General features: G+C 37.2%; 20 protein-coding genes. 13 read left to right on the forward strand and 7 right to left on the reverse strand.

Annotated elements, in window-relative coordinates; genetic code table 11:
* Positions 1-13: 13 nt before the first annotated feature.
* Positions 14-808 (reverse strand): glycosyl hydrolase 53 family protein, encoded by a 795-nt coding sequence (locus QT327_RS20835; RefSeq protein ID WP_289553918.1) that lies wholly within the window; start codon positions 806-808, stop codon positions 14-16.
* Between the two features lie 550 nt (positions 809-1,358).
* Here QT327_RS20835 and QT327_RS20840 point away from each other — a divergent pair.
* The 3 genes from QT327_RS20840 to QT327_RS20850 all read left to right on the forward strand — a co-directional run bounded on the left by QT327_RS20840 (position 1,359) and on the right by QT327_RS20850 (position 5,090).
* Entirely contained in the window at positions 1,359-2,357 is a 999-nt protein-coding gene (locus tag QT327_RS20840; protein ID WP_130856209.1) for a UDP-glucuronic acid decarboxylase family protein, read from the forward strand.
* 246 nt (positions 2,358-2,603) lie between these two features.
* Complete coding sequence (locus tag QT327_RS20845; protein ID WP_130856210.1) at positions 2,604-3,680, forward strand: GNAT family N-acetyltransferase; 1,077 nt, start codon at positions 2,604-2,606, stop codon at positions 3,678-3,680.
* A 21-nt stretch (positions 3,681-3,701) separates the two neighbouring features.
* Positions 3,702-5,090, forward strand: coding sequence for an undecaprenyl-phosphate glucose phosphotransferase (locus tag QT327_RS20850; RefSeq protein ID WP_289553919.1), 1,389 nt, complete (start codon positions 3,702-3,704; stop codon positions 5,088-5,090).
* Positions 5,091-5,443: 353 nt separating this feature from the next.
* On the opposite strand, the gene QT327_RS20855 is transcribed toward QT327_RS20850, so the two are convergent.
* On the reverse strand, positions 5,444-5,968 hold the full coding sequence (locus QT327_RS20855) for a hypothetical protein (RefSeq protein WP_130856212.1): 525 nt from the start codon (positions 5,966-5,968) through the stop codon (positions 5,444-5,446).
* Between the two features lie 376 nt (positions 5,969-6,344).
* On the opposite strand from QT327_RS20855, the gene QT327_RS20860 reads away from it, so the two are divergent.
* Positions 6,345-6,977: a response regulator transcription factor gene (locus tag QT327_RS20860; protein WP_041387262.1), complete on the forward strand. Its 633-nt coding sequence runs from the start codon at positions 6,345-6,347 to the stop codon at positions 6,975-6,977.
* Positions 6,978-7,150: 173 nt separating this feature from the next.
* Here QT327_RS20860 and QT327_RS20865 read toward each other — a convergent pair whose 3' ends face one another.
* Positions 7,151-7,576: a hypothetical protein gene (locus QT327_RS20865; RefSeq protein ID WP_130856213.1), complete on the reverse strand. Its 426-nt coding sequence runs from the start codon at positions 7,574-7,576 to the stop codon at positions 7,151-7,153.
* Positions 7,577-7,832: 256 nt separating this feature from the next.
* Here QT327_RS20865 and QT327_RS20870 point away from each other — a divergent pair, with 256 nt between their 5' ends.
* The 6 genes from QT327_RS20870 to QT327_RS20895 all read left to right on the forward strand — a co-directional run bounded on the left by QT327_RS20870 (position 7,833) and on the right by QT327_RS20895 (position 14,142).
* Positions 7,833-8,330 carry a hypothetical protein gene (locus QT327_RS20870; protein ID WP_130856214.1) on the forward strand — a complete coding sequence of 166 codons (498 nt, stop codon included), beginning with the start codon at positions 7,833-7,835 and terminating at the stop codon, positions 8,328-8,330.
* Between the two features lie 124 nt (positions 8,331-8,454).
* The gene (locus tag QT327_RS20875; protein ID WP_130856215.1) at positions 8,455-9,543 is read left to right on the forward strand and encodes a hybrid sensor histidine kinase/response regulator; all 1,089 of its coding nucleotides are present in this window, start codon (positions 8,455-8,457) and stop codon (positions 9,541-9,543) included.
* A gap of 51 nt (positions 9,544-9,594) precedes the next feature.
* Positions 9,595-9,993, forward strand: coding sequence for a response regulator (locus QT327_RS20880; protein ID WP_013665325.1), 399 nt, complete (start codon positions 9,595-9,597; stop codon positions 9,991-9,993).
* 60 nt (positions 9,994-10,053) lie between these two features.
* On the forward strand, positions 10,054-11,178 hold the full coding sequence (locus tag QT327_RS20885) for a ThiF family adenylyltransferase (protein ID WP_130856216.1): 1,125 nt from the start codon (positions 10,054-10,056) through the stop codon (positions 11,176-11,178).
* 2 nt (positions 11,179-11,180) lie between these two features.
* Entirely contained in the window at positions 11,181-11,879 is a 699-nt protein-coding gene (locus QT327_RS20890) for a hypothetical protein (RefSeq protein ID WP_013665327.1), read from the forward strand.
* A 28-nt stretch (positions 11,880-11,907) separates the two neighbouring features.
* Positions 11,908-14,142, forward strand: a complete 2,235-nt coding sequence (locus tag QT327_RS20895) for a sensor histidine kinase (RefSeq protein ID WP_130856217.1) — start codon at positions 11,908-11,910, stop codon at positions 14,140-14,142.
* Here QT327_RS20895 and QT327_RS20900 read toward each other — a convergent pair.
* The gene (locus tag QT327_RS20900; protein WP_013665329.1) at positions 14,116-14,580 is read right to left on the reverse strand and encodes a response regulator; all 465 of its coding nucleotides are present in this window, start codon (positions 14,578-14,580) and stop codon (positions 14,116-14,118) included. The two genes, QT327_RS20895 and QT327_RS20900, sit on opposite strands and share 27 nt — an antisense overlap.
* Positions 14,581-14,816: 236 nt before the next feature.
* Here QT327_RS20900 and QT327_RS20905 point away from each other — a divergent pair, with 236 nt between their 5' ends.
* The 3 genes from QT327_RS20905 (at position 14,817) to QT327_RS20915 (ending at position 18,518) form a co-directional block, all read left to right on the forward strand.
* Positions 14,817-15,887, forward strand: coding sequence for a Gfo/Idh/MocA family protein (locus tag QT327_RS20905; protein WP_130856218.1), 1,071 nt, complete (start codon positions 14,817-14,819; stop codon positions 15,885-15,887).
* A 197-nt stretch (positions 15,888-16,084) separates the two neighbouring features.
* Positions 16,085-17,542, forward strand: coding sequence for an MBOAT family O-acyltransferase (locus QT327_RS20910; RefSeq protein ID WP_130856219.1), 1,458 nt, complete (start codon positions 16,085-16,087; stop codon positions 17,540-17,542).
* Position 17,543: 1 nt separating this feature from the next.
* Positions 17,544-18,518: a hypothetical protein gene (locus QT327_RS20915; protein ID WP_130856220.1), complete on the forward strand. Its 975-nt coding sequence runs from the start codon at positions 17,544-17,546 to the stop codon at positions 18,516-18,518.
* A gap of 312 nt (positions 18,519-18,830) precedes the next feature.
* Here QT327_RS20915 and QT327_RS20920 read toward each other — a convergent pair whose 3' ends face one another.
* Genes QT327_RS20920 through QT327_RS20930 form a run of 3 tightly spaced genes read right to left on the reverse strand, consistent with a single transcriptional unit; the run spans position 18,831 to position 20,984 of the window.
* Positions 18,831-19,526, reverse strand: coding sequence for a response regulator transcription factor (locus QT327_RS20920; protein ID WP_013665333.1), 696 nt, complete (start codon positions 19,524-19,526; stop codon positions 18,831-18,833).
* Positions 19,523-20,209, reverse strand: coding sequence for a sensor histidine kinase (locus tag QT327_RS20925; protein WP_289553923.1), 687 nt, complete (start codon positions 20,207-20,209; stop codon positions 19,523-19,525). The genes QT327_RS20920 and QT327_RS20925 overlap by 4 nt, the downstream gene beginning before the upstream one ends.
* On the reverse strand, positions 20,199-20,984 hold the full coding sequence (locus tag QT327_RS20930; protein WP_289553924.1) for a hypothetical protein: 786 nt from the start codon (positions 20,982-20,984) through the stop codon (positions 20,199-20,201). The genes QT327_RS20925 and QT327_RS20930 overlap by 11 nt, the downstream gene beginning before the upstream one ends.
* Positions 20,985-21,264 lie beyond the last annotated feature (280 nt).

The raw sequence follows: 21,264 nt of genomic DNA on the forward strand, positions 1-21,264 counted from the left end.
AATAAAAAAATGGCTATCTAGCGAAAGATTTCGCACGGTACTCGGTATATTGTTTAGCCCATTTAAAAATGCCGTAATTAGCTTCCAGTCCGGTCCCTTTTTGTGGTTCGTCGAATAATTGGTAAATGATGGCAGCGCGGACTTGCGGATTATTCCTGCATTTAGCAATGAATGAATCGAGAAAAGCTTTCTGCTCAGCTTCTGAGCGAGTGCCGGTTTTGTTCCGGACACCGACTTCTAGGAACCATATCGGTTTATTAAACTTAGACGATAAAAATTGTGTAATGTCACTGATGTTATGGTTTTTTAAAGCTAAGGACTCCATTTCATCGTACCAATGATATCCAACAATGTCAAATTTAACTCCATGGCGTTCGAGCATGAGAAGGTACTGATAGTGCATCCAGTTGGCGTTAATTATGGTTTTCGCATTTGGATCTTTGGATTTGATACCATCGTTCATCCCTTTTAAATAAGCGGCGACTACTTTGAACTTTTTTTGATCATAATGCGATACTGACGCTCCAGAGAGTGACCCCGATAGAAGGCACCTTAATTCCATTTCGTTTCCGATATTATAATAGGTGAAATCATTCCCATATCGACGGGCAAAACGATCGCCAAGAACACGTCCTCGTTCGTAGGATTGACGCTCAGAGAGATTTATGTCAAAATCTCTTGGATAAAGCATAGGTAGTAACGTAACTCCCGCAGCGTCAGCGGCTTCTTTAAGCGGTTTATACAAATGAGGTACTGTTATATAGCCGTTATCTAATTGAGATTGCACATCAATTCGATAAATGTTCATGCCCATACCTTTTAACAGATTAATTTGAGTTTTCGCGGGTACACTTGTGTAGGGTTTGGTGCCCAGGGGATGACCGTTTACTCCGTAAAAAAAAGTTGACGAACTTTTCCCCGATGTGGACATAGTAGCTGAAGGACCTTCAGTTAGTTGCGTTTCTTCTATTAAATCTTGTTTTGAACATGCGGCAGCCAGTAACAGCGCACTTGCGGTTGAGAAAATAAAAAAGAATTTTTTTCATTTAAGTGTTGAATTGTGTAATAATAACGAAACTGAGGCAAAAGAAAACACAACGGTTGGTTGTAAATTGTAAACTCCGCCAAAAGTGAGCGTTATTCGTTACGGTTGGATTAAAAAAATAACGTTGATCACTGCTTAATACTAACGGCTGTGTGCCAAAGAAATTGTACTGCTAGTGTAAATCTGACACGCAAAGATAGATAAAATTTTCTAATTGATAAGTTTTTAAGTATATAAATCGGAAAAATGCCTTAGAATAGGCGTGACTAAACAGTATATAACTCATATAAATCAATCATTTCAAATAAAAGCAATGAAAAAAGAAAGAGTATTAATCACCGGAGCTGCTGGTTTTTTAGGGTCTCATTTATGCGATAGATTCACCCAAGAAGGATTCCACGTCATTGGTATGGATAACCTGATAACAGGCGCCTTGGCTAACGTAGAACATTTGTTTAAATTACCAAACTTCGAATTTCATCATCACGATGTTTCTAATTTCGTACATGTTCCTGGAAAACTCGATTACATTCTCCATTTTGCGTCGCCAGCAAGTCCCATAGATTATCTCAAGATTCCTATACAAACTTTGAAAGTTAGTTCTTTAGGGACTCATAATCTTCTTGGTTTGGCTATGGAAAAAAAAGCCAGAATTCTAGTTGCTTCTACGTCAGAGATATACGGTGATCCTTTAGTTAATCCGCAACCTGAGGAGTATTGGGGGAATGTCAATCCTGTTGGACCTCGAGGTGTCTATGATGAAGCGAAAAGATTCCAGGAAGCGATTACCATGGCCTATCATACTTTCCATGGTTTGGAAACGAGAATAGTGCGAATTTTTAATACCTATGGTCCTAGAATGCGGCTAAATGATGGGCGGGTTTTGCCAACTTTTATTGGGCAAGCATTAAGGGGAGAGGATTTGACCGTTTTCGGCGATGGTTCACAGACGCGTTCTTTTTGTTTTGTGGATGATCTAGTAGATGGAATTTACCGACTACTTTTAAGTGATTACGCACTTCCTTTGAATATCGGTAATCCAGATGAAATTACTATCCGTGAATTTGGAGAAGAAATTTTACGTCTGACTGGTGCGAATCAAAAACTGATATGTAAGCCACTACCAACAGATGACCCTAAACAAAGACGTCCTGATATAACAAAGGCGAAAGAAATATTGGGTTGGCAACCTAAAGTATCAAGATCTGAAGGATTAAAAATTACATACGAGTACTTTAAGCAGATAAAAGATAAAAATCAGCAATTTAAAGATTTTACTCACTTTAATAAACATACAATTTCAGTGAGGTGACGTGAAGGATTTCTCTTTTTTTTACATAGAATATTCTCATGTTTTAAGGTTTTTTCACACTTCTGCTTTCCTTATACGATAATCCACAATAGCGTAACATGTGCTGAGAAGATACGCTAATCGATCTCGATTAGCGATATCTTTGCTTTGTCATTCAACTATGTGTTTTATATGAGCTGTTGTTTATGAGGGCGCTTTTGGGAAATAGCTTTTGGTATTAATAATAATTTCTCTAACACACAAAACATGAACATACTTTTAACGAACACATTTTCTACAGCTAAAATAACAGATGCAAATGGTATAAAAGAGAAAGATACTTGGAATCACTATATTAAAGAGAGTACCGAATTCGACTTTTATCATACGCATGACTATCATTTAATGGACCATGGAGGTGATCCTTTTATTTTTGTTTACCAGGAAGGTAGTCGATTTCTGAGCTTACCTTTTATTAAACGCAAAATCGAACAAACACCATATTTCGATTGTACATCGGTTTACGGTTATACTGGTGCGCTAACCAACATAGATAGAACTAATTTTGTAGACGATGGCTTTATCGATAGGTTTTCAGATGCACTTAAAAAATTCCTGCTAAAAGAAAATATCATTTGCTGTTTTAGTGTGCTTCATCCGTTATTTGATCAAAAAGCAATTTTTAAAAGTATTAAAGATGGGCAATTATTAGACGTTGGGCAGACTGTTGCTATTAATCTTCAAACTTCACTAGAGGAACAACGATCAAAATATCGGCGCCCCATACGGATGAAAGTTAGCCAGTTGAGACGCAAAGGCTACGAGGTGCATCGGGCAGATTCTGAATTACAATTAAGAGAGTTTATCACGATTTATCGAGAGAATATGATAAAGGTGGGTGCGTCTGAAAAGTATTTTTTTGAAGATGAATACTTCGAACGTTTTATGCATGCTACAGATTATCAAACAGAGTTACTGCTGGCATGCTATGAGAATAAAATAGTGGCTGGAGCGATGGTAGTATTAACAAACGACATTATGCAACTTCATTTAGCTGGAACTAGGAGTGAATTCTTTTCGGAGTCGCCAATGAAGCTAATCTTTGATGAAGCTACGCTACTGGGCAGAGCTAGAGATGCTCGGCTTCTGCATCTTGGCAGTGGAGTAGGTGGAAAAGCCGACTCCCTTTTTCATTTTAAAATAGGTTTTTCTGATAACCTATTCGACTTTACGACATGGCAGTTTATCGCTAATGAAACGATTTACAATGAATTGGTTCAGAATAAAATTGAGAGAGGATTAACTCCGAATCCGCTCTATTTTCCGTTATATCGATCTTGTTAATATTTACCTCATCTATCTACTATGAAAACACGTTATTTATACTTATTGATTTTTATTCTCGCTGTAAGCGATCTTTTAATAGTAAACGTCAGTTACCTTGGCACTTTCTATTATTTTGTGGCAGATGATTCTCGCTTGCAAGGAATTTATATGGACGGATTGATTGTGAGCAATTTAATTTGGCTTGTATCATCCTTCTTTTGCAAGTTGTATACTGAGAAGACGGTCCGTCGAATTGATTTTATTTATTCAGCCACCTTAAAAGCTTTTTATTGCATTTTGCCTTATTTGCCTGTTTATACGGCTTTTTTCAAAGAAAAAGCGATTTCTCGCGAATTTCTGCTGGTTATGTATATAGGTTTGTCGCTGTGTCTCTTTGTCAGTCGTTTTTTGGGAACCTTTTTTGAAAACAGACTTTTACGGTATTTTAAGGCAAGCAGGCCGGTCGCGGTGTTGGGAATGAACAAAATGGGACTTCGTTTAGCGGCCTTTTTTGAACAAAAAAAGAATCAGTATGAATTCAATGGCTTCCTAGATGATAGTGAGGAGCTCAGTATTGGCGAGGACGGACGGCTACTGCCTATGGTTTGTCAGCAAATAGAAGTTGCCGCCAAAAGCGGTATTCAAGAGGTATACGTACCCCTTACTCCTGAAAATATGGCGAATGCAAATGTCTTGTTGCGGGAAGGTGAGCGGCAGTGCGTCCGTATGAAATTTGTCCCTGATTTAACTGGAACGCTTGTTACACCATTTAAGTTGAGTTATATGGAAGAATTCCCAGTGATTAGCATGCGGCATGATCCTTTGGAAGAAATTGAGAATCGATTTAAAAAACGTATTTTTGATATTGTTTTTAGTCTATTGGCAATTGTTTTTGTCTTGAGCTGGTTATATCCTATCATCGGACTTATTATTAAGATTCAAAGTCCAGGACCTATTCTTTTTAAGCAAAAGCGTGACGGGCGCAATAATCAGACATTTTACTGTTATAAATTCAGGAGTATGAAGGTCAATAATGAGAGCGATACTCGTCAGGCTACTAAGAATGATGACCGGATTACACCAATTGGTCGCTTCATTAGAAGAACTAGCCTTGACGAACTACCTCAGTTCTTCAACGTATTGTTTGGAGATATGAGTGTAGTAGGACCAAGACCTCATCCACTTTCTCTTACAAAGCAGTATCGTGAAATAATTGATCAGTACATGGTAAGGCATTTTTTGAAGTCAGGGATTACGGGCTGGGCGCAAGTGAACGGTTTTAGAGGCGAAACTAAGGATCCCGAGCTCATGAGAAAACGCGTAGAGTACGACGTTTGGTATTTAGAAAATTGGTCTATTTGGCTTGATGTCAGAATTATTTTGCAAACTGTAATCAATATGATTAAAGGCGAGGAAAATGCTTATTAATACGCATCATTCTTCAGTTCATTGAGATACATTCTACAGAAAAGCCGGTTTATCTAAAAGCCGGCTTTTTTCTGTAGAAAATGTACGGATAAATTTGTTGTTCAATTTAAATCCGAAACATTTAACTCAGATGATTGAAGTACCATATGCTCATTTCTCTTGAGATACTACAGCGTCATTTCAGGAATATTAATATAGTAAATAAAATAGAACCCGCTTACTATATTACTATAATTTCTTTCTCAATATATTAAACATTGAATTTTTGGCTAACTTGTTTAATAAAATGCCCCTAGCAACATGTTGCTAGGGGCTAATGCATTTCTACTTAGAATAGCTGTTTCGGTAAGCGATTAATCTCTACAAGGACAATGTAATTCAATACTCCCTTGGCGGCTAGCCGCTGTTTTCGTCTCTCCGTTCTCTTTATACTGTATATCGGAATTGTCAGTCGATACAATAGACCAGCTCATCGTCTTTTCAGTGAATGCGGTCACTTCATATTTGTCTAACTTTCCCGAGTCCCAGGTAATATTTACATAGTCTTTTTTATCCTCTCGCGAAATATTCCAAGCTCCTGAAGTCAGCTTATTCGTAAACTTGTCTAGTCGTGTCACCCGATGATCGTCCGGAGTTGCCTCGTTAGGTCTAAAGTTATACTGTATACTTTTATTTCTAAAATCTTCGTATACTTTACTGCTTTGATAGACAGTGGTTCCATCACTCGCTTTGTACTCGTATTTTTCCGAAACGGTATTCCATACCGTGCGGATAAGCGTTTGATCGATGGTTTTCGGGATTTCTACTCCAGGATCCTCTGTTTTATCACATGATAAAATGAATAATACCAATGGTAAAAGTAAAATGCGCTTTGACATAATAATAGATGTTTTTAATAATTTAATTACTCTCCAAATTTCGCAAGTATATCCTAAGAAAATGGGCGTAAAAGCGGATTGTATAAGGAAATAGGAAATTTTGGGTATGAAAATATGGGAATTAATAAAGTACTTGTTGGGCACTGTGTTGCACTTGTGCTTAAAATGGGAAAATAGAGCCATACATTTGAAGTATTTTTCCTATTATAGTGATAGTTTATTTTTTGTGTTATATCTTTAAAGAAAAAAATCAAAGGTATTTGAAAGATTGGTCGAGACGGGCAAAAACCACATTTGTTAATCTTTAGAAATCTTCAATAGATGGAACGAGATTTGTTAGTTAAGCAACGTATTTTATTTAAAAGGTGGTAAACATATGATGAAAGGAACTATCGGTATAGTTGACGATCAACAATTGTTCTTGAAAACTGTAGGTATGTTTGTCAATACCTTCCCGGATTTTGAAGTGATATTATATGCATCTAATGGACCCGACTTATTACAGAAGCTAAAATCTCAGAACCCCTTACCTGACATTCTGTTGATTGACGTTAACATGCCTGAAATGGAAGGAGCTGAGATTGTTTCAACGATTAGGAAGACATATCCAAGTATTAAGATGGCAGCACTCTCCATGATGGAGGATTCGCAAAACGTAATTAGGATGATTAAGGCAGGGTGTTGTGCTTATCTTTTGAAAAATATGAATCCCAATGAACTGGAATTGGCATTAAAGGAAATTTTACTACGGGGATTTTATAATACCTATGTGACAAATATGTGTTATCAGGAGATGTTTAATAAGGACTCTATAGATTTGAAAGATAGAGAGCGTGAGTTTTTAGAACTAGCATGTAGTGACTTAACCTATCAACAAATAGCGTCGAAAATGTTTTTGTCAATCAAGACGATCGACGGCTATCGAGCAGCTCTTTTTGAAAAGTTCCAGGTTAAAAGTAGAGTAGGTCTCGTATTGGAAGCTATCCGGCAGAACGTTATATCTGTATAATTAGCCAGCCGTACGTATAGGATTTTTCCTGTTTGATTTTACGGCTTTTCCCTTAATATAACTAAAATAATAATTGTTAATTTGTGCGGCAAATTAACGCGTTAATGAAGATGAAACCAACGTGTTTCAGTGTGTGGAACGTGTTTTTTTAAGTTTGGTGCCATTTAAGGTCATTATCGCGGAGTTGATTGTTCTTTGATTTGCAGATTGGTCGTTAATTTCTCGAGGGAATGGAGGATGTCTTGCATTGTTAAAACTTCCGAACGGATACTTCGGATTTCAGCTGCTGTATTTAGCATGGTTTCCTTCCGGTATGAAGATGTCGTTGATAATGTCGAAATGGTTGATAGATCTATATCAGACAATTTAGTGCCGTCTTGCGGAGATGAAACTTTGATGTCGCTCCCGAGATCAGTAAAGGGTTGGTGTTCCAGATTGTTTTCTACTCGTGCTATGTAACCGTTGGCAAACACTTCTAAGGACACGGATATGTTATTATAAATACCATCATAAATGCCTTCGATAGAGTTTTGTTTATTCTCTGCGTACATCGTCCTGCAGAATCCCAATCCAATTAAACCATTTCTAATACTGATCATAAAAAAAATACCTATTGCAAATATAAAATATCTTTATTCGCATTAATCGATATGAAGAATATTTTAATATTTTGTGTATCGATAACTGTGCCAATTGCCAATGAAGAAATAAAGGAAGATTGTATTTTGTATAAGATCGATCTGTATATTGATAAATGGCATGATTCTTTGTGATTTAAATTGCTTAAGTTTGACATTAAAAAGAACTTTTACGTCCAACCGTTATGAAGATTTACGTTTTTTTAGAATATTTTTAATGAAGGATTTGAGGATAAAACAAACACCAGGGAAATCTTTTATCGATCTGAAGCCTACAAAGGACGATCATATAAGGCAGAACAATTTGTTACTGTCGGTAAATGAATGGTCTGGTGAAGGAAGTAAAGTATGCAGTATATATTTGAATATCGAGCAAACGAGCGTGCTTTATGAATATTTGAAATCTTTTTTAGAAGAAAAGGGCGAGGTACTTGCTTACCACCATCAAGAAATAAAAGAAAAAAAGCGTATGTTGAATGATGTTTACGAAGAATCTAAAGACAGCGGCTTGATAACAAGCGGGCAGATCAATAACTTGAGTAAAATAGGAGTTCCGATTGTGTCGCTACTGGCAAAAGATCTTCAAGTCCCCGCGCACGAGATTATAGCAATAGCAGAAAGCAATCCGTTGCCCTTTGCTCTTTTGAACAAACATTTCCGAACTTGTTGGGAATCGGTTCTAACAGAACCTCTTCCTTCCAATTATTTGTTCTAAAAAATGAGTATAGAAAAAATGTCAACAAGCGAAGTGTTAAAATAAAAATTATAGTTGTTACATCTTTACTTGTGCAAATAACATTTCATAAAAATGGACAAAGAAATAAACCGAGTTGATCAGTATGAATGAAGAGATAAAAATTTTATACTTGGATGATGAAGTGAACAACTTGGTTGCATTTAAAGCATATTTTCGACTGGATTATCAGATTTTTGTTGCTGAAAATACAAACGAGGCACTTAAAATATTGGAAGAGCACCCTGATCTGCGAATTATATTTACAGATCAACGGATGCCGGACAAATTGGGTACAGATTTTCTGGATGAGATTCGAGTAATTTATCCGTTACCGGTTAGAATTCTGCTAACAGCTTATACGGACGATTTAAATACCGCAATAGATGCGATAAACAAAGGTAATGTTTATCGTTATGTGAAAAAGCCGTGGTCGGTTGAAGCAATTTCAGCTGTTATAACCGATGCCAATAGGTATTATTTAACGAACTCATTGCTATCTGTAAAGAACAGAGAATTAGAACAAGCTTATAACGAACTGGATAAATTTGCTCATAGTGTAAGCCATGATATCCGTGGGCCGTTAGCAGGCATAATGGCCGCTGCTCAGCTGGCACAAGATATAAGTGATCTTAGTGAAATTGGTGAACTTTTGCAAATAATAGTCAATTCTGCCGAAAAGCTTGATCGCTATATTTTGACAATACACGACTATTACAGTGTCCGGCGAGGTGAGTTTAATATCATGGATATCGACCTTAACACCTTAGCTGACGATCTGCGGGTAATGTATGAAGCTATTGCGAACGCGAAAGGCATCCGATTTACAATAACGATCAATAACTCGGATGTTTTTAGGTCGGATGAGGTTTCTGTAAAGTTAGTGTTGAATAACTTATTATCTAACGCCTTTAAATATCAAAAGAAGGATTACAATTACAAGTATGTGCACTTGGAAATGGGAGTAGAGCGAGGTGTTGCTACTTTTGTTGTAAAGGACTCCGGAATAGGTATTCCGGAAAAATATCTAGGCGAGATTTTTAAGTTGTTTTTTAGGGCTACTTTGCTCGAGGCTGGTAGCGGGCTCGGACTTTATAACGTTAAGAATATTTTAACGAAGTTAGGAGGGCAGATAATAGTGAACTCTGTTGAAAACGTTGGTACTGAGTTCGTTGTGGCCATTCCGACAAAGTGATTTAATGTTAGATGGAAAATTTGAATTGAATATTAATGTATTGTTAGATAAATGAAATATCCTTTTATAGTTATTGATGATAGTCCGATCGATTGTCTCATTGTAAAGAAAGTGATTGGTTTTAGTGGAAAGAGCTCGGACGTAAAGGTTTTTAATGACGCTACACTTGCCCTTCAATACATAGAAAGTAACGAAGAAAGCCTAAGCGCGTCTATTTCTTTTATAACATTGGATATTATGATGCCGATCATGAATGGTTTTGAGTTTTTAGATAAATTTATAGATCTGCCAAAATCAATTCAAGAGCGCTATAAAATCATTATTCTCTCCTTGTCTAATAATGAACATACAATAAAAAGATTGCAGAAATACAAGGTAATAGAGGCCATTGTAGAAAAGCCTATTACCATGGATAAATTCGCTGCGGTCATCGGGAAATTTCAAGAGTAACGAAGATCGTTCATCAGATCTTGCATTATCTATATAATATAGGTGCTATAAAATCATCAAATGGGAGAAACACGACAAGAGGCCGTCGGGAATAATTTTCGGCCTATTATTTTTAGAAGAAGGCATCTTGAGGATAGCAAAGAAATGGATAAGTTATTGGCAATTGAAGGAGCCGTACAAATAATCGATACCATTGATATGCAGTTAGCTGAATTGATCAAGATCGAAAATCCGTCAGAGGGTTTCGATGAAAAGAAGCTCAGAACATATATAGATGCTTATATATATCCATCTTCATCTTTTGATTTTGGCGCATGGGTTTATTATCCCTGGTTAAATAAAATTATACATTTATTGGATGAGCCTGAATTTGTAAAGGTTAGGACCAGCAGAAATATATATAAGATTAAGCCTGAAGAGATCAATGTGCTAAAGGAAAAGAAAGTAGGAATAGTTGGATTATCCGTTGGGCAAAGTATAGCATTGACTTTAGCAATGGAGCGGAGTTGCGGAGAGCTACGCTTGGCCGACTTCGATTCAATTGAATTAAGTAATATGAATCGTATCCGTGTTGGTGTACAGGATTTAGGACAGAGTAAGGTTATTACTGCTGCAAGACAAATCGCCGAGTTAGATCCGTATATCAAAGTGCTTTGTTTTACGGACGGTTTAGATACCGGCAATATGGACCAATTCTTACTCGAAGGAGGAAAACTAGACATGCTGGTTGAAGAATGCGATGGTATTGACATTAAAATTATTAGTCGACTGAAAGCAAGAGCATATGGTATACCGGTAATCATGGATACAAACGACAAGGGTATGTTGGATATAGAGCGGTTTGATTTAGAAAGAGACCGCCCCATTCTTCATGGACGACTTCAAAAAATAGAAGGTTATACCATTCAAGACATGGAAGTACAACTAAAAGAACTGGACCTTGAGCAAAAGATAGCGTATTTAGTGGATATAATAGGTTTTGAAAATGTTTCTGAAGCAATGAAACTATCACTCCATTATATGAAAAAAACCATCATTGGATGGCCACAGTTGGCCTCAGCTGTCACGTTGGGCGGCGCAATGGTTACTGATGTGGTAAGACGGGTGTTTCTTGATCAATTTAATGATTCAGGGCGGTATTTTGTTGATTTCGAAGAGTTAATTCATAACACTAAAGTTGATTAACTATGATCCATATACGAACTTTTAGAGCACCAGATGATCCGGAAGCATGCGAAAAGTTCATAATTGGACATAGAAAATTATTGGAAATTTTTGGCATTAGCCAGATTACTTCTAATCGGCAAGATTGGGTGGACGATAGGGATACTATTGTTATCTTAGTAGAAAATACGGAAACAAAAACGGTATATGGCGGTGCTCGCGTCCAAATGGCCAATAGTAAATATGCGCTGCCTATAGAAACTGCAATTGGAAGATATGATGCTAAAATATACGACCTAATACAACATGACCAAGCTCGTGGAGGAACTTGCGAAATTTGCGGATTGTGGAATTCAAGGGAAGTAGCTGGTATGGGAATCGGTAGTTATATTCTGTCGCGAGTTGGGGTCGCAATCACAAAGCAGCTGCCAGTTGTTAGTCTTTTTGTACTATGTGCACCTATTACAGTTAAAATGGGAATCCGATTGGGTTGTAAGGTAGAAAAGACGTTGGGGAACAATGGATTGTTCTACTATCCAAAAGATGATTTAATTGCGACCGTAATGCGTATGGAGGACATAAATGACCTGTCGTTAGCAACAGATCTGGAAAGGGAAAAAATTTTGTCTTTGCGAGACAGGCCCCACCAAGAAGTACTGGAGCGAGGCCCGAAAGGTGAGTATCCTGTCACTTATGATCTCGTTATTCCAAATTTTCCTTAGTCATGTAACATAAAAAAGACTGAAAGCAATGAAAAACGTTAGTATCTTTTCGAAATTCAGAACTTTTTTAATACCTCTTGTCGTGCTGTTATGCCTTTGCAAAATAGGTCATACCTTCCAGCACGACCGTATAGTCAGATTTAGTGATGCGAGTAGCGAACTTTTATTAAATCGTCATATTTCTATTTTTAAAGACGCTTCAAAGAAGCTGCCTATTAATTCCGTTAAGCAACAAAACTTTGCAGGTTATCCAAAAGACGGTATTATCAATTTAGGAGCAACAAAAGACAGGGTGTGGCTAAAATTTACCGTTCAAAATGATACCGACGATGAAGATTTATATTTATTATTGCAGCAAGCAACAATTGATGAAGCCATTTTATTCCTTGAACATTCGAATGGTGACGTTTTAATCGATACTTTAGGAAAATATAAACCATTTGAGGAAAGAGCGGTTTATGCGCCCGATTACATCTTTCCAATCAATGTGAAAAAGGCAAGTAACGCAACCATTTACCTCGGCGTTTCTTCAAACGATCAGATGCAGTTGCCTCTCTATATCGGCAGCAAGGAAGTCATCTCGACAAAAATGTCAACGAAAAACCTTTTGTTCGGATTGTATGCAGGGGCAGTGTTGATCATGATGCTGTATAATCTATTTATTGGCCTTTCTACACGCAACGGCAGTTATATCTATTATATTGTTTATATATTCACTGTAGGACTTACGCAGGCAATGTTTCAAGGATATGCTTATATGTATCTTTGGTCCAATAGCCCTTGGATGGCAAGTCGAAGTTCTATTATTATTCCCTTCCTTTCCGGTTTAGCCACGATCGCATTCATCAAGACTTTTCTACATACGAAAACAAATACCCCTAAACTCGATAAAGGAATTAACGTAATCGTTATTTGCTATTTCGTAGGTTTATTCATTGGCCTATTCGATGTTTTTCAGGGGGCCATCGTTTTGCAAACAATGGCCTCTTTGGGCATTATATATGTGATGTATGTCGTTAATCAGATCCGTAAAAAAGGATATAGACCGGCAGTTTTTTTTCTAATTGCTTTTACCTTGTTTTTTTCCTGTGTTATAGCGTTTGTTCTCCGTAATTTTAACCTAATTCCTTACAATGGATTCACCGCTTATATTCTAGAGATTGGTTCGATTGTAGAGATTTCATTACTTTCTTTTGCATTGGCTGATCGGATAAATTTCTATAGAAAAGAGAAGGAGGCATCGCAAGCGCAGGCGTTGCGAATATCACAAGAGAATGCGAGAATTATAAGGGAGCAAAATCTATTATTGGAAACGGAAGTTGATAAACGAACCAAAGATCTGAAAAGAACTAATGAGAGTTTAAATGAGGCCATGTACAATTTAAAGCAAGCTCAGGCTCATTTGGTTGAATCCGAAAAACTAGCTTCATTAGGTATGTTAACTGCAGGCATTGCTCACGAGATTAACAACCCAATAAACTTTGTAACCGGCAGTATAAAGCCTTTAAGTAGAGATGTGGATCAATTAATTGAGGCGCTGAAGGTTGTTGAGGAAATAGCATTCAAGGATATTCCCGAGGAGTCAAAGATTGCCGAGCTGGAGAGTTATAAAGAAGATATTGATTTAGCGTTCTTAAAAGAGGAGATTCAGTTATTATTAAAAGGGATACAAGAAGGGGCTTTTAGAACAGCGGAGATCGTAAAAAGCTTACGGGTTTTTTCAAGGGTGGACGAAGACGACTTAAAACTGGCAGATATTAATTTGGGACTTGAATCCACTTTAGTCATCTTAAACAGCATGTTTAAAGATAGGATCAACGTTAAAAGACATTACGATGAAATTCCATATGTGGAGTGTTTCCCGGGAAAGCTAAATCAGGTTTTCTTAAATTTGCTAACCAATGCCTTCCATGCCATTGACCAAAAATTCAAAGGAAAGCAAGGAGGGAAAATCACTATCAAAACGTACTATAAGGACGATTTGGTATATATTTCTATAAAAGATAATGGGGTAGGGATAAAAGAAGAGTTGAAAGATAAAATATTTGACCCCTTCTTTACAACCAAAGATGTAGGAGAGGGAACGGGATTAGGTCTTGCAATCGTTTCACAAACGGTGGCGAAGCACCATGGTAGTATCTCCCTGGTTACTGAAGAAGGTAAGGGATGTGAATTCATTATTAAGATACCCACAGTTCAACCAAATGATAATCAACTAAACAACGAAAATGTCCAATCAGGAGAGGAGTTTCTGTCGAAGTAAAAATTCCAATTGTTCATTGGTAATGGACAATAACTGATTCTCATCTTTCATCTTTTTCTTTTCCAAATATAACTGATAGGCTTTTTGAATTGTACTATCCAACTCTTCTTCATTCCAAGGTTTGGTGAGATAATGAAAAATCTTTCCCTTATTAATAGCATCAATAACAGCAGCCATATCCGTATAGCCGGTTAAAAGGATGCGAACGGGGTCGGGGTGTGTCTGTATGATCTGCTCGAGGAATTCAACACCGGTCATCCTAGGCATTCGCTGATCGGTTATGATAATATCAAACTCTAGATTCTTAAGTTTTTCAATCGCCTCTAAACCACCAATGGCTGTTTCAATTTTATATCTGGTTCTAAAAGTAGCTTTGAAAGAGATCAAATTGTGTTCCTCGTCGTCGACAAAAAGGATTCGAATTTTCTGCGGTTCCATAACAATCCATTTAATAAGTGTACCTTAACAATTCTTCTGCCAAGACGGCTCTAAAAAGAAAAAAATGCTGCAATTTCGAGTCGATTATATTTTATGTATCGATCAAGTGCTATGCATCACCGTTAACTTCGTTAAATGTAGAAAAATATAGTGTATTAACTCATGTTTTCCGAAAACGAGCAAAATAATTTTGAAAGAGCTATCTTGCAAGATTAAAAAGCAAATGTTGACAAATTATGGAGAAAATCAAAATTTTAGTGGTGGGTTGCGGTAATATGGGGGCTTCACATGCCAAAGCCTATCATTCGATGGATAAATTCGAGATTTGCGGATTGGTTTCCACCGGTAAAAGTAAAGAAGTGCTAAACCGGGAACTAGGTGGTTTGTATGAGCTATATGACAAATATGAAGAGGCCTTGCGTTTAGCAAAACCGGATGCTGTTTGCATAGCTACTTACCCCGATACGCACGAAGACTTTGCGATTAAGGCTTTTCAAGCAGGATGTCACGTTTTTATCGAGAAACCTTTAGCAGATACCATTGATGGAGCAGAAAGGGTAGTGGCTACAGCCAATAGATATAATAAAAAACTAGTTGTCGGTTATATTTTGCGCTATCATCCTTCTTGGGAGATGTTTATTGAGCAAGGGAGGAAGCTTGGTAAACCCTTGGTAATGCGCATGAATTTAAACCAGCAAAGCCACGGTTACATGTGGAAAGTACACCAAAATTTAATGAAAAGTTTAAGTCCTATTGTCGATTGCGGTGTGCATTATATTGATGTTATGTGCCAAATGACAGATGCGAGGCCTGTTCAAGTAAGTGCGATTGGCGCAAGGCTAACTCAGGACATTCCTCCGGATAATTACAATTATGGCCAGCTGCAAATTAAATTCGAAGACGGATCAGTAGGTTGGTATGAGGCGGGTTGGGGACCGATGATAAGCGAGACGGCCTTTTTCGTAAAAGATGTAATTGGGCCGAAAGGCTCTGTATCGATCGTTGCGAAGGAAGCATCAAAAACCGGAAAATCCGATGCCGTAGAGTCGCATACAAAGACCGAGTCTCTTAAAATACATAACGCTCAATTAGATACAGATTACAACTTTGTTCACAGAGATACTTTGGTTAATTTGGAAGATGAACCTGATCACCAAGAGTTGTGTAATAGGGAACAGCGATTTTTCTTGCAGGCTATACTTGAGGATTTAGATTTAACAAAAGCTAATATCGACGCCATCAATAGCTTACGGATTGCTTTGGCATGTGATGAATCCGTAAAAACAGGAAATATTGTCCGTATGTAAGGTGTATTCACGTACAAAGTTATTCCTTCATTTTATTATAATAAATGGTTTAGAGGTTTCCATAGATAATTTGAGAATAAATGTGATGTAAGGCAACATAAAATGTACGTTCGGGGAAGAATGGTTGGTAGGCGTCCTAAATAACTTTAATATTGTTCTCGCTGAAATAAGATTTTATTAACTAAAGCGGTGACAATATGTTGTTTAACTCCATCAGCTTTGCTGTTTTTCTACCAATTGTTTTCATTCTCTATTGGTTTGTTGTAAACAGGTCTCTTAAGCAACAAAATATACTTTTGTTGATCGCAAGTTATTATTTTTATAGTTGTTGGGACTGGCGCTTTTTGTTTTTACTTGCTTTTTCTACTTTTCTCGACTACTTCTCCGGCTTGGCAATTCATCGTGCCGAAAGTCAGAAAAGTAGAAAATTTTGGCTTATTTTAAGTATAGGAATCAATCTAGGCTTTCTCGCATTCTTCAAATATTATAATTTTTTTGTAGAGTCGTTCGCTGATCTCGTTGGCCAGTTTGGGTTTAATCCGAATATATCGACGTTGAACATTATTCTGCCTGTTGGCATCTCTTTTTACACCTTCCATGGATTATCTTACGTACTGGATATTTATAACAGAAAGATCGAACCTAGCACGAATTGGGTGCATTACTCGTTGTTTGTCAGTTTTTTTCCGCTCCTGGTAGCGGGGCCAATCGAAAGGGCCACGCATTTGTTGCCTCAAGTAGAGAGAAAGCGGAACTTTGATTATACGCGAGCTGTTGACGGATTGAGGCAAATTCTTTGGGGCTTTATTAAAAAAATCGTTATTGCGGATAATTGTGCGGAATATGCAAATATGATTTTCAACAATTCATCCGCTTACTCCAGTGGCGTGCTAATCATAGGCGCTGTTTTATTCGCATTTCAAATCTATGGCGATTTCTCTGGTTATTCTGATATTGCCTTAGGGGTGGCACGGCTGTTTGGTTTTGAACTTTTAAAGAACTTCAACTTCCCTTACTTTTCGAGAGATATTGCCGAATTTTGGCGCAGATGGCATATTTCCTTATCGTCATGGTTTAAGGATTATCTATATATACCCTTAGGAGGCAGTAGAGGAGGTCTATGGATGAGCATACGCAATACATTTATCATATTTTTAGTAAGTGGATTCTGGCACGGCGCGAATTGGACGTTTATAGTTTGGGGCGGATTGAATGCGCTCTTCATTATGCCGTCTATAATTTTCAGGACGAACCGGTCGAATCTCGATATTGTTGCTAAGGGACGTTTGTTCCCTAATTGGCGAGAATTGCTCCAGATAGCAACTACGTTTATTTTAACGGTGCTGGCGTGGATCTTTTTTCGAGCCGCAAGCCTCGATCATGCCTTTAGTTATATTGGCGGGATATTTTCACATGTTGGAGATGGATATATTCCTTTACAATCGAACGAGTTAAGAGGTACCTTCATTTGCTTCCTGCTCATTATACCATTTGTCATGATAGAATGGCTTGGGCGAGAACAGAATTATGCAATCGAAAAAATCGGCTTTATTTGGCCGAGAATCATAAGATGGTCTTTCTATTCTATCATGCTCTTTGTCATCTTGATGTATATGCAAACAGGAGGAACAGAGTTTATATATTTTCAATTTTAACATGAAAAAGTTCTTCATATCCTTAATTGCTTTTGCTGGAGTCGCATGCATTATTTGTTGCTTGGGAATCATCGCTTTTGGACGCTTTGTTCCCTTTTCCGTTCGATCAAACTTACCTTATGTTTTGGGCGGCGTGGGGTATTCTTACACAAGATTTAACGAAGCGAAAGAAATTGATAGAAATGTAGATGTGCTTGTTGTGGGATCCTCTCATGCTTATCGTGGTTATGATCCTCGAATTTTCGAGCAATATGATTGGAAACTCTTTAATTTAGGCTCTTCCGCACAAACACCTGTTCAAACTGCATACCTATTCGATAAGTATATTGCTAAATTCAGACCTAAATTGGTTGTTATTGACGTTTACCCCGTTCTGTTCAAATCCGATGGGATAGAGTCGGTTATAGATTTGGTTTCAAATGGCGAGCTTGATGAAGAGCTCGTACGTTTAAGCGTTGCTCAAAATAATATCAGTGTGTATAATACGCTGTTTTATAGAGCTTTTGCAGATGCTTTTGGATTCAATAAAGGTTTTGTTGAGAAGAATCCAAGCAGCACCGGCGACTTGTATGTTTCAGGTGGATATGTAGAATCAAAGGGCCGTTTCAAAGGAAAGAAAGAATTTAAAGCAACGAGTTATTCTTTTCTGCCAAATCAGGTCGATGCGTTTGAACACATCATTGCGAAAATGCGGCAACGGAATATTCCCTATATCATTCTACAATCGCCTATTCCGCAGGCGAAATATGCACGTGTTACCAATAATGCCTATGCTGATGCATTTTTTTCTAAATATGGCTTTTATAGGAATGCGAATGAAGTATTAAAGTTGCCTGATAGTTGCTTTTTGGATGAAAGCCATTTAAATCAATGGGGTGTTAATCGATATAATGAATATGTGGTTAATTTGATAGAGGAAAAGGGGTATTTGAACGTGAAGAAGAGGGAATATCGATTCGCTTCTAAATACGAATGATAAAAAGTCCCTCAGTTCTTGTCGAGAAGACTGGCGGATTGCTTATTCCTGGCTTCTTTATAAAAAGTAAGAAGAAATATAACAGAATCAATAAAGATTATAGGAAAATCTTCAAAATGATCGTTTTCTTATCATAAACTCATCGTAAATACTGCGTAAAATTTACGATCAATTTACGATAGATTTACGATGAATTTACGACAACATTGAATATTAATCAGGTTTCTTTATTTTTTCTAACGATGTTTTAAGTAGCTTTTATTGTGAAAAAAGGAAAAAAGAAGGGTATAACGAACCTCAATTGATCTACGATTAGGAAACACTGAAAATAAATCCAACGCCATACACGTTTTCAATATTGACGCGAGTGGAATGTGTCAAGGCCTTCCGAAGTCTGGAGATAAAGACATCTAGGCTTCGTCCCAAGAAATAATCATTTTCACCCCATAGATGCAATAAGATTTCTTCTCTTTTTAAAATACGATTGCTGTTGAGGTGTAAATACTCCAGTAGCTCCGCTTCCCTTAGGGTAAGTGATACTGCTTTTTTATTTGGCAACGATAACTTCAATAACTCCTTTTGAAAAATGAGATCACCGATTTGCAACTCACCGGGAAGTATTTCAGGGCGTATTTCTTTATTATTTCTCTTAATGATGTTTTTTATTCTTAATACCAGCTCGTCAATGTCAAATGGTTTGTTGATATAATCGTCTGCTCCAATATGGAGTCCGTGTATGCGATCTTTTTTTTCATTTCTTGCTGTTAGAAAAAGAAACGCTTGGGTTTTATTCTCTTTGATTATCTTTTCCGCCAGTTCAAAACCATTGTAATCAGGTAACTGTACATCAATGATGAGCAGGTCATAACTGTGACTTTGTTGATAATGTAGAAGCGCTTCATGAGCACTCATGCACCAGATAACATTAAAGTTCATGAACTCTAAATACTGTTTGACAACATTTCCAAGATCTTGTTCATCTTCCACGAAAAGTAAACTATGTTTCATAAGCCTGTATTATTGGTATGATAGGGGATAAAGATACAAAATTCACTTCCTACACCAATTTGACTTTGTAAGTGTAGTCGCCATCCGTGCGCTTCTAACGATTGTTTCACATAAAAGAGACCTAAACCTAAACCACCGGTTTGTAAATTATGCTTTCCACGGTAGAATTTTTCAAAAATATGTGAAATCGTACTCTCTGCCATTCCAATGCCATTATCTTTGATTGAAACAGTTAAGTGTCTTTCCTTCCAATCCGTTATTACGGTAATATTTTTGATAGCAGCGTTATTGTACTTTAACGCATTGTCGAAAATATTGTAGAGCATTGTGGTAAAGAGAAATCTATTTAGCAGGACGATCGAGCCAGATGTAAAAGCAGTGTATCGAATTTGAACTTTCTCCGGGGTTTTCAATTCATAATCGTTTATAATTTCTTCTAACAATTTTTCCAAGTCATGTGATTCTTTTTCAATATTTTCTTTACTCATCGAAGTGATATCCAATGCTTGATTGACTAAGGTTTGAAGGCGGTCTGTCTGCCTTTTTATAATGCCTGTTAAGGTGTTGACTCGTGTATAATTCGTTATGATGTCCGGGTTTTGCAGGCTTTTGTTCGCTACAAGAATAGCTGAAATGGGTGTGTTGAACTCGTGTGTAATACTGTTCAGAAAATCAGACTTCATATCCGCATTTTTTTTGTTTCAGCCAATTCCTATACGTAAAGTAATAAATGAGCAACACAAAGGCTATGGACATCAAAGACAAGCTTAGGGTAGGGACCATCTGTTTTAAAATCGCTATTTGCCTATTATATTGGTCAACGTATAAACTGAAGCTAACTTGTAGGGTATTGGGCGAGGGGTCTGAAATGCTGATGCTTGTGACCAAATTTTCCCGATTAGCGAAGGACAAATCACCATCAATCAGCATCCCTTGGCTTACCTCACGAATATTAACCGGAGCATCGCCAAAAACACCTTTATGGTATATCGGTATATAGCTAATACCATCGAAAGTAATGGCGATATTGTTTAAAATAAGAAGGAATTGTAGATCGTTTGTCAGTGCAAGTTGCGTATGGATTGCCCGAAATAAACTATCCATTGTGCTATAGCGGGTAAGATCTTTGTATAGCTCTTCACTGACCTGCTTTTGAAAGGCTTCAAATTCTTTTGGCCCGTTGGTGTAAAGTTCTTGGAATTTCACCAGGTTATTGTCTATATGTTGCTTCAGGATTTTCGCACCACCGGGAAATAAGACTTCATTCCGAATCGCCTGTTTGTAAGCGTCGTTGATAAGTTCTTTTTCATCTAGATTATATTGGCGATTCTTCAGCTCATAGGTGTTGTATATGAGTTTTGCCTGAACAACAATGAGAATGGCCATACAGCAGATAGCAATCGATCGATATAAAATGATCGACGGTAACAACAATCGATTAATCTTTTCTTTAACCATTTGATTTTCGTTGATTGTCTTGTTAAGATTCTGTTAACAATCTGTTATGATTTGGTTGACAACTTTTTCTTTCGTCTAGACTTACCTTTACGCGAGTAATCAGACTAATACTTTAAGCCTGTTAAACTTTCGGGATAGAAATAATGATCTCTTTGCTATAGCTAGTGTTTAGGCAAAGCTAAAACGTTTTTATTAACAAAACAAGATACAATGATAAGATAGTTTACGAATTACTTTCTAATTATGACAGGTCAACAGTCGCTTGACTAGCTTACAATTA

The organism is Olivibacter sp. 47 (assembly GCF_030372825.1).
Classification (GTDB): domain Bacteria; phylum Bacteroidota; class Bacteroidia; order Sphingobacteriales; family Sphingobacteriaceae; genus Olivibacter; species Olivibacter oleidegradans.